Annotated in this window: 9 protein-coding genes; 3 read left to right on the top strand and 6 right to left on the bottom strand. The window is 44.4% G+C overall.

Annotated elements, in window-relative coordinates:
- The first annotated feature begins 305 nt into the window (after window positions 1-305).
- Both OQJ75_RS13835 and OQJ75_RS13830 read left to right on the top strand, forming a co-directional pair.
- Entirely contained in the window at window positions 306-1,523 is a 1,218-nt protein-coding gene (locus tag OQJ75_RS13835) for an ROK family protein (protein WP_248372153.1), read from the top strand.
- 168 nt (window positions 1,524-1,691) lie between these two features.
- On the top strand, window positions 1,692-2,633 hold the full coding sequence (locus tag OQJ75_RS13830) for a chemotaxis protein CheV (RefSeq protein WP_265973307.1): 942 nt from the start codon (window positions 1,692-1,694) through the stop codon (window positions 2,631-2,633).
- Window positions 2,634-2,966: 333 nt separating this feature from the next.
- Here OQJ75_RS13830 and OQJ75_RS13825 read toward each other — a convergent pair whose 3' ends face one another.
- The 4 genes from OQJ75_RS13825 to OQJ75_RS13810 all read right to left on the bottom strand — a co-directional run bounded on the left by OQJ75_RS13825 (window position 2,967) and on the right by OQJ75_RS13810 (window position 9,231).
- Window positions 2,967-6,059 carry an error-prone DNA polymerase gene (locus tag OQJ75_RS13825; RefSeq protein WP_265973308.1) on the bottom strand — a complete coding sequence of 1,031 codons (3,093 nt, stop codon included), beginning with the start codon at window positions 6,057-6,059 and terminating at the stop codon, window positions 2,967-2,969.
- Between the two features lie 96 nt (window positions 6,060-6,155).
- Complete coding sequence (locus OQJ75_RS13820; RefSeq protein ID WP_265973310.1) at window positions 6,156-7,625, bottom strand: Y-family DNA polymerase; 1,470 nt, start codon at window positions 7,623-7,625, stop codon at window positions 6,156-6,158.
- A 3-nt stretch (window positions 7,626-7,628) separates the two neighbouring features.
- Window positions 7,629-8,336, bottom strand: a complete 708-nt coding sequence (gene imuA, locus OQJ75_RS13815; protein ID WP_265973311.1) for a translesion DNA synthesis-associated protein ImuA — start codon at window positions 8,334-8,336, stop codon at window positions 7,629-7,631.
- 154 nt (window positions 8,337-8,490) lie between these two features.
- On the bottom strand, window positions 8,491-9,231 hold the full coding sequence (locus tag OQJ75_RS13810; RefSeq protein ID WP_029225624.1) for a YciK family oxidoreductase: 741 nt from the start codon (window positions 9,229-9,231) through the stop codon (window positions 8,491-8,493).
- A gap of 143 nt (window positions 9,232-9,374) precedes the next feature.
- Between OQJ75_RS13810 and sohB the strand changes: the two genes are divergently transcribed.
- Window positions 9,375-10,436, top strand: a complete 1,062-nt coding sequence (gene sohB / locus OQJ75_RS13805; RefSeq protein WP_009849001.1) for a protease SohB — start codon at window positions 9,375-9,377, stop codon at window positions 10,434-10,436.
- A gap of 205 nt (window positions 10,437-10,641) precedes the next feature.
- On the opposite strand, the gene OQJ75_RS13800 is transcribed toward sohB, so the two are convergent.
- Together OQJ75_RS13800 and OQJ75_RS13795 are read right to left on the bottom strand one after the other, a co-directional pair.
- A complete protein-coding gene (locus OQJ75_RS13800) occupies window positions 10,642-12,204 on the bottom strand; it encodes a SpoVR family protein (protein ID WP_248372143.1) in 1,563 nt (520 codons plus the stop codon).
- Window positions 12,205-12,215: 11 nt separating this feature from the next.
- Window positions 12,216-13,487, bottom strand: a complete 1,272-nt coding sequence (locus OQJ75_RS13795; RefSeq protein ID WP_265973317.1) for a YeaH/YhbH family protein — start codon at window positions 13,485-13,487, stop codon at window positions 12,216-12,218.
- Window positions 13,488-13,551 lie beyond the last annotated feature (64 nt).

Here is a 13,551-nt window from a genome sequence, read left to right as displayed (position 1 = left end):
TGAGGCCAAGTAATCTTTTGAAAGACTGAATTAAGTATATGCATTAATTGATAATTTATTGGGAGCTAGGAGGATATTTCTTGATTTGCCTTTAATTATTGAATTCAGGGCTCAAACGCGATGTTTTATTCTGAAAATTAAGTCGCAAATTATCGATGTGGGTGTTAATTTTCCTCGAACTATTTGACTCGATACACAAAGATTCATGTATATACGTGATACTGGTCACGGCGATATACCAAGTGACTTCACAATTACTTCGCAAAGTAAAAAAATTACCTCGTTGATGATTTCTGGAGCGTAAAATGTACATGGCTCAACCGGGCCATATTGATCATATCAAACAGGTCAATGCTGGTCGTGTATATAAACTAATTGACCTTAAAGGTCCTATTTCTCGTATCGATCTGTCCAAGCAAAGTGAGTTGGCTCCGGCGAGTATTACTAAAATTACCCGTGAACTCATTGAAGCTCACCTTATTCACGAAACGACGGTTCAAGAAGCCACGACTCGTGGGCGTCCTGCTGTCGGTCTACAAACCAATAACGAAGGTTGGCAATTTTTGTCGATGCGTCTTGGTCGTGGATACTTGACGATCGCGCTCCATGAATTGGGCGGTGACGTGCTTATCGATACCAAGATTGATATCCATGAACGAGATCAAGATGATGTGCTTGCGCGTCTTCTCCATGAAATCGATGAGTTCTTCCAAACCTATGCCGAGCAACTCGACAGGGTGACGAGTATCGCAATCACACTGCCTGGTCTGGTGAATTCAGAGCAAGGTATTGTGTTGCAGATGCCGCACTACAACGTTGAAAACTTAGCGTTGGGGCCGGAGATCTACAAAGAAACGGGCCTGCCAGTTTTTATTGCCAATGATACCCGAGCGTGGGCATTAGCAGAGAAGCTGTTTGGTAACTCACAAGACAACGACAACTCTGTTCTTATTTCGATTCACCACGGTTTAGGCGCCGGGATCATTCTTGATGGTCGCGTTCTGCAAGGGCGTCACGGTAACATCGGTGAGTTGGGGCACATCCAGATCGATAAGGAAGGCAAACTTTGCCACTGTGGTAATCGAGGCTGTTTAGAAACGGTGGCGAGTTCTCAGGCAATCCGTGAGCAAGTCAAAGCGCGTTTGGCCAATGGTGAAGAATCAACGCTAACGGTGTTTGAAGACGTCACTATTGAACAGATCTGCGCTGCCGCTGCTGATGGTGATCCGTTAGCTGTCGAAGTGATTGAACAGTTAGGTCGTTACCTAGGTTCTGCGATTGCGATTGTGATTAACCTGTTCAACCCAGAGAAAATCTTGGTGGGTGGGGTTATCAATCAGGCGAAGAGCGTGTTATATCCAGCGATTCAAAAGTGTATCGAAGAGCAGAGTCTATCGGTTTACCATAAAGACTTAGAGCTGGTGGAATCTCGTTTTTATAAGCAGGCAACCATGCCAGGTGCTGCGCTCATCAAGCAGGCCTTATACGATGGCCAATTGTTAATGAAAGTTATTGAAGGCTAGCCCCTTTTTCTCGTCTTGTAGCCTTACCCTGAACCTTTCCATGTACTTAAGCTTTGTATAACATCATTTGTTGTACTTAGTTTAAGCATTCTGTGCATTGGCGCTTTGCTTTAACCTATTGAATTAGGCTATTGTAGCCACAGTTATTATTTGTCACTAAGGTGTTGTATGTCTGGCGTTTTAAATTCGGTTGATCAGAGAACCAAGCTGGTCGGTGAAAACCGTCTGGAACTCTTGTTATTCAGCTTAAATAGTCGTCAACTATTTGCGATTAACGTATTTAAAGTGAAAGAAGTCCTCAAAGTGCCAGTACTCACTCGCTTACCGGGCTCTCATCATCATATTACGGGTGTTGCGTCTTTACGTGGTGAATCGGTGCCTGTTATTGATTTGCGTAGTGCTATTGGCTTTCCGCCATCTCGTGCGGAATCTCAAGAGAGCAACCTGATCATTACGGAATACAACCGAACCGTACAAGGCTTCTTGGTTGGGCAAGTGCGTAATATCGTTAATACAACATGGACTGAAATCCAGCCGCCGCCAAAGACAACAGGCCGCGCAAACTACCTAACCGCTATTACGCATATTCAAGAAGAAGAGAAGCACAAGATCGTCGAGATCATCGATGTTGAGAAAGTGTTGGCTGAGATCATTGATTACGATGTCTCGATCTCTGAAGGCGTTTTAGATGAACAATTAGCTCAGGAGATGATAGGACGTAACGTGCTTATCGTTGATGACTCTTCAACAGCGCGTAACCAGATCAAAGGCACCTTGTCGCAGTTGGGTTTGAACATTATTGAGTGTTGTGATGGCTTAGAAGCACTGACCTTACTTAAGGGCTGGTGTGATGAAGGCAAAGACATCAATCAAGAAATATTGTTGATGATCACTGATGCTGAAATGCCTGAAATGGACGGCTATAAACTGACACACGAAGTACGTACTGACCCAAGAATGCATGACCTATTCATCACGCTAAATACCTCATTAAGTGGAAGTTTTAATGAAGCTATGGTTGAGAAAGTAGGGTGTAACCGCTTTATTTCTAAGTTCCAGCCAGACCTCTTGGTTGAAGTGACTCAAGAGCGAATGCGTCAGATTTTATAATTAATGCTGCTGTACGGTTTGTTTTGAGTGACCTTATAGAAAACGTTTGCTAATATTCACGCAGTATATTTTTCTTAACGAAATATGCTCAACTACTAGCGTAACTTTTCACACACAATCTAAGGTAGTTCCTCTTAATGATATGGTTAACGTCTAAAGTCGTTATGACTTTGAGCTTATTACTGTATAGGGAATTTAAGAAAAGACGTACGGAAGCTGAAGTTGAGTCATAACTCAACAATTGGAATCGAAGGGAAGCGGGTGCTTCCCTTTTTCGTTTCTCTTTCTCTCGTTTCTTTAGCCAATGATCGATTGAGAACAGTTGGTACTTCGCTAATGAAAATCCCGAGATTTGGTTTTCAAGCCAACAATTTCATCGGTAATATCGATAAGTTTTCCCGCGATAACATGCACGACTTCACCTTCTTTTTCTAATATCCCTTGTACTTTTAACGCCTTGGCTGTGAGATAAGCTTGCTGTTGAGCGCGTGCGGTTGCTCCCCATACCACGACATTAATATTACCAGTGCTATCTTCTAGAGTGACAAAGGTGACACCTGCCGCGGTTCCGGGAGATTGTTTGCCTGTGACTAATCCGACAACGGTGACCATAGATTTGTGCCTTTGTTGTATTAAGTCTTTCATGTGTGTGAATCGACCTAATCGCCCCGCTTCTTCGAGCAAAGTGATTGGGTGCTTGTTTAATGAAATTCCGACACTTGTGAAATCTTCGAGTAGATCTTGCATCTCGTTGGGCTTATGCAGTGTGTGTTCGCCAGTCTCATCCTCGGTATCGTCATAGATCTGGCTAAACAGAGGTAGATCAGAAGCGGAGTCCATGATCGCCCAGCGAGTCTGGAAGCGGTCTCCAGAAACGTTATGTAGCGCATTGGCTGATGCCAGTAGCTCGATATCTTTCTTATTCATCGATAATTGTTTCACCTGGCTAGGGTGGCGATAACCGGATTGTGGACGATTGGCGAGCACGCTTTGAATGCCATGTTCGCTGAATCCTTTGATTTGTCGTAGCCCTAATCGAATCGCTAGACCATTCTGATGAGAGACAACCATGTGATCGTTTTGAGAAGCGTTCACACATACCGGAAGTATTACCACATTATGTCGCTGCGCATCTTGTACCAACTGTGATGGGCTATAGAACCCCATAGGTTGGCTATTTAGCAAAGACGCGTAAAAACACTCTGGGTAGTAACATTTCAACCAAGCTGAGCAATAGGCCAACACCGCACATGAAGCAGAATGGCTTTCTGGAAAACCGTATTCACCAAAACCGCATATCTGTTTAAAGATCTGCTCAGCAAACTCTGTCTTATAACCGCGTTTTTGCATGCCTTCGATGAGTTTGTTTTTAAACTTAAAGACGTTGCCATTTTTCTTCCAAGCTGCCATTGCGCGTCTGAGTTGATCCGCTTCTCCGCCTGTGAAGCCTGCGGCCACCATCGCGAGTTTGATCACTTGCTCTTGGAATATAGGTACACCCAAGGTGCGCGACAGTACCGATTCAACATCCTTAGATGGGTAGCTGATTGGCTCAATACCATCTCGACGCTTGAGAAACGGATGTACCATATCACCCTGAATTGGTCCTGGGCGTACGATAGCGATTTGAATCACCAAGTCGTAATAAGTCTTCGGTTTAAGCCTTGGTAGCATGCTCATTTGTGCACGTGACTCAATTTGGAATATCCCGACCGTGTCTGCCCGTTGAATCATGCCGTAAACCTGAGGATCGTCCTTGAGGCGAGTGATATCAGCAATGGTCAGTGATCGCCCGTTAATACGTTTGATTAGGTCGAAACATTTACGAATCGCAGAGAGCATACCCAACGCGAGTACATCAACTTTCAGCAAGCCTAAGGTTTCTAGATCATCCTTGTCCCATTGGATAATTGTTCGGTCGTGCATCGCGGCATTCTCGACGGGAACCAATTCGTACAAAGGTCCAGAAGAGATCACAAAGCCACCAACGTGCTGAGATAAGTGACGTGGAAAGCCGATGATTTCATTAACCAAATGGATAAACTGCTGACCCTTCAAAGAGTCAGGTTGTAGTCCTAATTGAGTTAACTGAGCCTGCCAACCTAAGCTTTTGTCTCTGCGGTTGGTGTTCTTAATAAAGTAATCAAGCTGGGTTTCCTGTAACCCTAAAGCTTTGCCGACATCCCTTACCGCACTTTTGAAGCGATATGAAATGACAGTCGCGGCAAGCGCAGCGCGTTCTCTACCGTATTTTTTGTAGATGTATTGGATGACTTCTTCACGGCGTTCGTGTTCAAAATCGACATCAATATCAGGCGGCTCATCACGCTCTTTACTGATGAAGCGTTCAAACAGCACTGAGATTTGTCTTGGGTCGACAGAGGTGATCTCTAGGCAGTAACAGACCACTGAATTGGCCGCTGAACCTCGACCTTGGTAAAGAACCCCTTGGCTTTTAGCAAACATCACGATGTCGTGAATCGTGAGAAAAAAGAAAGGGTAGTCGAGCTCGCCAATCAGCCCTAGTTCTTTATCTATGATCTGTTGGATGTCATGAGGGACACCTTGTGGAAAGCGAGCTTGTTTTCCTTTCTCAACCAACATGCGCAGATAACTCATGGGTGTTTCACCTTGAGGAATCAGCTCACTTGGGTATTCGTAACGTAGGCTACCTAAATCAAATTCACATAGTTCAGAAATTCGGTTGCTCTCTTCCAGCCACTCAGCTTTGAATATATGAGAGAGCTTATTGATGCTTCGTAAACAGCGCTCGGCATTCGCCAGTAAGTGATTGCCCACTTCAGTCACTGACTTTTGATATTTGATCGCAGTGAGTGAGTGCTGCAAGGGTAAGCGATTCGCGTTGTGCATCAGCACGCCACCACAAGCTGTTATCGGCAGTTGATGATGTTGTGACAGCTCAACACAGTAATCTGTGTACTGCTGGTCGGTTTGCTTTAGGTGTCGTTGTAAGCCGATCCACAATCGACCGGAATGATGTTGAGAAAGCCATTGCCCCCAGTGCGCGTCTTCATTTTTCTGTTGAGGAAGCCAAAGAATAAAGCAGTGCTTAGCCGACATGATATCCCACTCAGAGAGCTGATAATGTCCCTTACTGCTACGACGTCTCGCGTTGGTAATAATACGGCACAGCTCGGCATAGGCTTGTCTGTTTGGGCATAGCAAAACCACTTGGCACTCATCATTTAACCAAAACATGCTCCCGACAATTTGCTTGAGCGACAGTTTATGTTGCTTGATTGCAGAGTGAACCTTAACGATGCCTGCGACCGAGCACTCATCAGTAACTGCGAGTGCTTTGTAACGTAAGAAGTCGGCCTGTAAAACCAGCTCTTCCGCGTGTGAAGCCCCCTCAAGGAAGGAGTAATTACTTTGGCAAAATAGCTCTGAGTACTGCTGAGACATAATGGAATCTCACTTAACCGTTGCGAGTGAACATGATTGAAAAGGGACGTTTAAATGGAACAAGTGGTAAGAACGACTTACCAAACAGCCTTACGGCTAGCTAAATAAACCGTGCAAAAACCATTGTTTATCTGGCGTTCTAAATACCCATAATCTGCGGCCGTTTTCACTGTGAGCAATAAAGTAGTCACGAATGACTTTCTCTCCGTCCCACCAGCCAGACACAATGCGCTCAGGGCCTTGAGATAAGGTGACGCTTTCGGTTAAGGCTTCGGGCTCTGGCAGTAAAATACTGGGCCTGAGTCGTTGTTGGTTGATGTTGAAAGCAGTGGCTTGTTGCTCGAACCCTGTGGGCGTTTGCCTCTTTGCCACAGATTTACTCAGTGTAGGGAGCGAATACTGATTGGCCTTTTCTGGCCTTGGGTCGTGCTGTATTTTCGGTGTTTGAATGCAGGCTTGCCCAAGCTTTGCTTGCAGTAGTGAGAGCAAATCTAGCGCGGCAAGTGTTCCGGTATTACCATCGAAAAGATCATGGTAGGCCATTTGAGGCTCACCATGACGAGTTAACGAGAGAGTGAGTCCTTGAACGGGGGCTGTGATCTTCAGTGACTCTAAGGTGAGGTGCGTTAGGTTCGCCCATTTGCTGGCAAGATAATCACCCTGCGCCGAATAGAAAGAGACATGGTGATCGTCTTTATCTCTAAGATGCAGAGTCAGCGTTAACTCAAAAGCTACTCGGTCACGTAGCTTCAAAAAGCATTCCAGTTGATTCAACAATTTCAGCAGCGGCTTTTCGATAAATAGAATGTTTTCAATATCAAACAGCAGCTCCAGATATTGCTGGAAGCTTTCTGGTGGATGATAGAAATCAATAGGGTGCTTGAACTGCCCATTAAGGCGACCAACATAATTCACCAAGTCGATATCAAAGCGACGTGCGACTTCTTGCAAAGGCAGTTTCAATAGCTCTTCAACGATATTAATGCCGACACGATTTAAGCGTTCAACTTGTTTAGGCGGTAGTTCGCTAGAACTTAGAGCTTGTTGGTTAACCCAACTCTTCATCTGTTGAACATTGTTTGTTGCTTGGTTGATCGCTTGCTTACCCAAAAGGATCGCAGAAAGCGGCGAATAACCCGTAGCGAAGCTGAACTGGATGTTGAGTGTTTTTAAATGGTTTTTGAGTTCATGCCAATAGTTATCTAGCCCGTCGTAAAGTGACAGCATGTTAGAAGCTTTAATCAATAAACCATTAGGTGGCAATAACGCCATATCAGAAGTGACCAGATACGCCCATTGAGCAATCTCTTTCAGCTTATTTTTCTCTAGTTCAATACTGTAAGGGTGGACGTGTAAGTTATGGCAAAGCGCCGCCGCAGACCCTAGACCCATGTCCAGTGTAATGCCTGAGCCTAGCGCGGCTTGATTAGCTTGCAGCACACGATGATCTTTTTCATCCACGATAATAATAGGTTGTTCGTGTGATTCTTCGTTCAAACCTAATTCATTAGAGTTAAATAAGGTATCCAACTGGAGAGATGGAAAGTGCAGATAAAGCCACAGCATGCGCTAACCTTGCTTCGCAATAGGAAAGGCCAACACAGTATTATCTGACAGATTGTGATGTGAACTGTCGATGCTGATGACTTTCTCTGTCAGTAACGGCCAATTGTGGGTCATATCGAGAATAAAGCTGCCATACGACCAGCTACCTTTTCTTTTCGTCACCTCAACCTTTAAACCCTGCGCGTGAGAAGAGAGCTTCATGCTTAAAGAAACGGGCAGGGATAACTGATTATGGCTGGTGGCTTTAAAGTGAAATTGCAGGCATTTACCCGTTTCGCTTGCCGCTTGTAAGCGTTTGGTTTGGTGGATTTCGAGATCGGCTCCCCATAACAATACAGAATGACAAGCACCACTCTTGAGGCATTGTTCAGCAGCCCATAATGCATCGAGATCGCGTTGAGGCTCGATCACCAAGATGTTATCGAGCTCAATCCCTTGGCTGCTAAAAAACTCGGCACAGATCTTCCCTGGCGGGTTAATGAATATAGCCAGCTTCTGTGAGTTTTGCTGAGCTAAATAGGGGGTAAGCAGGCGCAGTTCGCCAATCCCTTGTTGTGATTCAACTTCAATAACGCCGTGTGTCGGAAAACCACCATCAAGCTGTTTATCCAATTGCGGATAGCCTGTCGAAGTGGTAGTTCCTTGCGTTGTTGATTGTAGCCCTTTCCAGATTAGCTGGCGGTCTTGTAAGTTTTTTATGAGTTCATGCATAATTAAATACCTGTATATTTATACAGTATATTTAACAATGAAAAAGATGCAAAGTAAAATGATGAAAATTGGCGGAAGTAAGTATTAGATGGTTGATTTAGATGCAAAAAAAGCCGCTATTAAAGCGACTTCTTGTTATTGGTTATAATATCAACTACTTAGGTTGGGCGTCGATACATTGGCCATTAATGTCTGTCACACTTGGGTTCATTAAGTGTAGATACAGCGGAATGATGTCGAGTGGCGTTTTTAGCTTGTTTGCATCTTCACCTGGGTACGCTTTTGCACGCATGCGTGTTTGAGTACCGCCTGGGTTAATCGCATTAACACGGATATCGGTACCTTCAAGCTCATCGGCTAAGATCTGCATCATGCCTTCTGTTGCAAACTTTGAAATCGCGTAAGTGCCCCAGAACGCTCGGCCAGAATGACCAACCGTTGAAGAGGTAAAGACAATACGACCCGCTTCTGCTTTCTTAATGACAGGCAGTAACGCTTGAGTCATTAGAAATTCAGCTTTAACATTGATTTGCATGACGCCATCAAACGTTTCTTCATCGATTTGATCGAATGGACTTAACGTGCCAAGCACACCTGCGTTATGCAGTAGACCATCTAAACGACCGAACTGTGATTCGATGGTTTCAGCCATGTCGATGTAGTTCTGCTTTGTCGCACCTTTCAAATCCAATGGGATAATCGCAGGCTGTGGGTAACCAGCGCTTTCGATTTCATCGTAAATCAATTCAAGGTTTTTGACATTGCGGCCTAACAGAATGACAGTTGCACCATGTTGAGCGAAGCTTAGTGCGGCTTGGCGACCAATGCCAGCACCGGCACCTGTAACCAAAATTACTTTATCTTTGAGGGCATCTGTAGAGATTGGGTAATCCACTGTGCTTATCCTTCTTTCTTTTATTATGTTCGTCATTCCATTGATGTTTAATCACACAGATAACCGCAGGAATGATGAGAAATTCTTGGTAATCGTGACAAGATGGTTACAATACACTAATTCATACAATAGGGGATATGACATTGGAATTTTTGTTGGACTACGGCTTGTTTTTAGCCAAGATTGCGACCGTTGTAATCGCCATCATTGCAATTTTAGTGATAGCTAAATCTGTGGGTGGAAAATCAAGCGCAATTAAAGGTGAGCTGGAAATCACGAACCTATCTGAGCATCACAAACAGACGATTGAACAACTAGAGCACCATTTGCATGATGATGCTTTCATCAAAGCACGTGATAAAGCAGAAAAGAAAGCGGAAAAAGAAAAAGTAAAATCACGTGGTAAAGAAGTGAAGAAAGCAGCGAAAGAGGGTGAGCTTGATAGTAAGCGTGAACCACACCTATTCGTTCTAGACTTTAATGGCAGCATTGATGCTAAAGAAGTAGCTTCGCTACGTGAAGAGGTAACGGCGGTATTGGCTGTTGCTCGTGAAGGTGATGAAGTTTTGCTTAAGCTGGAATCTGGCGGTGGCATGGTTCACGGCTATGGTTTGGCGTCTTCTCAACTTGATCGTATCAAAGCGGCAGGTCTGCCTCTGACTATCTCAGTAGACAAAGTTGCAGCAAGTGGCGGATATATGATGGCATGTATCGCAGACAAAATCGTATCTGCACCGTTTGCTATTGTTGGTTCTATTGGTGTTATCGCTCAACTGCCAAACTTCAACAAGCTGCTTAAAAAGCATGACATTGAGTTTGAACAGCTAACGGCAGGTGAGTATAAACGCACGCTTACTATGTTTGGTGAGAACAGTGATAAAGCACGCGAGAAGTTTAAAGAAGAGCTAGAGGAAACTCATGGTTTGTTTAAAGACTTCATACGTGACCATCGTCCTGCGTTAGATCTTGAAAAAGTAGCAACCGGTGAGCACTGGTTTGGTACACAAGCACATGAACTTGGGCTTGTGGATGAGATCAGCACTTCTGATGATTTGGTCGTAGCGGCATGTAAAGACAAGACGGTTCTAGCGATTCACTACGTTCAGAAGAAAAAGCTGTCAGACAAACTAGCGGGCGTAGCAGGTAAATCTGCAGACAGTGTGCTGATGAAACTGATTGAACGCGGTCAAAAGCCGATTGTTTAAGCTTGTTCCGTTTTAGCACTAGTATCTAGTTCTAGTTCTAGGTTTAGTGCCTTACGTTCATTTACAGACGTTTGAGCTTTAAAAAGAAAGCGCATAAGTCATCAGACTTATGCGCTTTTTTATTGCTCCACTTCCGAGCGGGTTGACCACTATGTTGTAGGGGGAGCGGAGTTTTATACCCATCATCTACTCACTGTGATGGGTCTTAAATCTTGGCTCCGTAATCATTACGTTTTGGACAAGTGGTTAGAATTTCTCTATGACCCGTGTCTTTGACCTCTTCCAAAATTACATCGAAGCCCCATAAACGGTAGAGGTGCTTCATTACTTCATCGTAGCCTTTATCAAGTGGGATGCGATCATGAGGTACATACTGCAGCGTCATTGAGCGATCACCACGAACATCGACGTTAAACACCTGAATATTCGGTTCAAGGTTACTTAGGTTGTATTGCGCCGCAAGCTTCTCACGAATTAGGCGGTAGCCCGGGTCATCGTGAATAGCACTTATCTCAATGGTGTTTTTACGGTCATCATCAAGTACAGAGAATAGCTTAAAGTCTCGAATGATTTTTGGAGAAAGGTATTGGCTGATGAAGCTTTCATCTTTGAAGTTGTGCATAGCAAAATGCACCGCTTCTAACCAATCACTTCCTGCTAATTCAGGGAACCACTCTCTGTCTTCATCAGTTGGCTCTTCACAGATGCGTCGGATGTCTCTAAACATGGCAAAGCCAAGTGCATAAGGGTTTATCCCACTGAAATAAGGGCTGTTGTAGGCGGGTTGAGCAACCACACTGGTGTGACTGTGTAGGAACTCTAAGATGAACTTATCACTCACCAAGCCTTCGTCATAAAGATGGTTAAGAATGGTGTAATGCCAGAAGGTTGCCCAGCCTTCGTTCATCACTTGAGTTTGTTTCTGAGGGTAGAAGTATTGGCTTACCTTGCGAACAATACGAACACACTCGCGCTGCCAAGGTTCAAGCAGTGGTGCGTTCTTCTCGATAAAGTAGAGAATATTTTCTTGAGGCTCGCTAGGGAAACGGATCTTGGTCTCTTCTTCCTTACTTTTATTCTGAGGAACGGTTCGCCAAAGCTCATTCACTTGAGATTGCAGATAAGCTTCGCGTTCTTCTTGTCTTGCTGTCTCTTCTGCAATGGAAATCTTCTCAGGGCGTTTGTATCGGTCTACGCCGTAATTCATCAATGCATGGCAAGAATCAAGGAGCTGCTCGACCTCAGCGACACCATATTTCTCTTCACAGCCACTAATGTATTTCTTAGCGAACAACAAGTAATCGATGATAGAACTGGCATCGGTCCATGTTTGGAACAGGTAGTTACCTTTAAAGAAAGAGTTGTGACCATAGCAAGCGTGAGCCATTACCAACGCCTGCATCGTGACCGTGTTCTCTTCCATCAGATAAGCGATACAAGGATCGGAGTTGATTACGATTTCGTACGCCAATCCCATTTGGCCATGCTTGTAGTTTTGTTCAGTTTGAATGAATTTTTTACCAAATGACCAGTGGTTGTAATTGATTGGCATACCAATGCTTGAGTATGCATCCATCATCTGCTCTGAAGTAATTACTTCGATTTGGTTTGGGTAAGTATCTAAACGGTAATGCTGCGCCACGCGCTTAATTTCTACGTGGTATTTCTCCAAGAGGTTGAACGTCCAATCTGGACCGTCAGGCAGCATCTTGTCGTTTTTTTTCTGTGCAGCTTTATCTTTCTCTGCAACGTTTGATTTCGCTGTCATGGCAAACTCCCTTACGCTGTCTCTTTCTGGAACAGTTCTCTAAACACAGGAAAAATATCATCCACCGTTTTAATGTTTTTCATGGCGAAGTTGTCAAAGCTACTCTCGAGTTTTTCGTATTCGTGCCAAAGCGTTTGATGAGAGCGGCGTGTTATTTCGATGTAAGAGTAATATTGGCAAGTTGGCAGAAGCGTATTGACCAATAGCTCTTTACAACGAGGAGAGTCATCAGCCCAGTTATCGCCATCAGAGGCTTGTGCAGCATAGATGTTCCACTCATTAGCAGGGTAGCGGTCTGCGACAATTTCCTTCATCAGTTTCAATGCACTCGAAACAATGGTGCCACCCGTTTCTTGTGAGTAGAAAAACTCATGTTCGTCGACTTCTTTAGCCTGAGTATGGTGGCGAATAAACACAACATCGACGTTTTCGTAGGTGCGGTTTAGGAATAGATACAGAAGGACATAAAAGCGCTTCGCAATATCTTTTGTGGCCTGATCCATTGAGCCAGACACATCCATTAGACAGAACATGACCGCTTGGCTAGATGGAATAGGGCGCTTCTCGTAGTTTTTAAAACGTAAGTCGAAGGTGTCAATGAACGGCACACTTTCAATTTTTTTACGTAACTCGGCAATCTCTTCTTTGAGGCGACCTTCTTCAAAAGGTTGTGCCGGCTCTGTCATTTTAACTTGGTCAAGCTGCTCCATCAGTAGGTTAAGCTCGCGCTTTTTACCTGCTGTCATCGCAGTTCTACGAGCCAGAGATTGCTGCAGTGAACGAACGATAGCGATGTTGGACGGAATCCCCGCACTTTGGTAACCAGAGCGGTGAGTTTTCCATTCGGTGATTTTGTTTACCTGATTCTTCTCTAGATTAGGTAGAGCTAAATCTTCAAAGAGAATATCAAGATACTCATCTTTTGAAATTTGGAAGGTAAATTCATCTTGGCCTTCGCCATCAGGGCTTGCGTCACCCTGGCCTGAGCCACCACCTTGACCGCCACCTTTAGGACGTTCAATTTTATCGCCCGTGATGAACTGGTCATTACCTGGGTGAACTCGTTCTCTAATGCCACCTTGACCTTGGTGAAAGTTCGGCTCTTTGATGTCTTTATGGGGAATAGTGACGTCTTCACCCGTTTCAGTATTGGTGATTGAGCGACGGTTAACTGCATCGGCCACAGATTCTTTGATTTGCTCTTTATGGCGTCGTAAGAATCGCTGTCTGTTAACAGCACTCTTATTTTTGCCATTGAGCCTCCGATCGATAAATTGTGCCATAAGAACTCCCTCTCAGCTGATGTCACGATCCTACTTTTTATTATGTACGAGCTGCTCACTTGAA

It is taken from the genome of Vibrio sp. 14G-20 (genome assembly GCF_026241515.1).
Taxonomy (GTDB): domain Bacteria; phylum Pseudomonadota; class Gammaproteobacteria; order Enterobacterales; family Vibrionaceae; genus Vibrio.
Note: the sequence above shows the minus strand (reverse complement) of the source record. Positions and strands in the feature narration are given on the sequence as shown.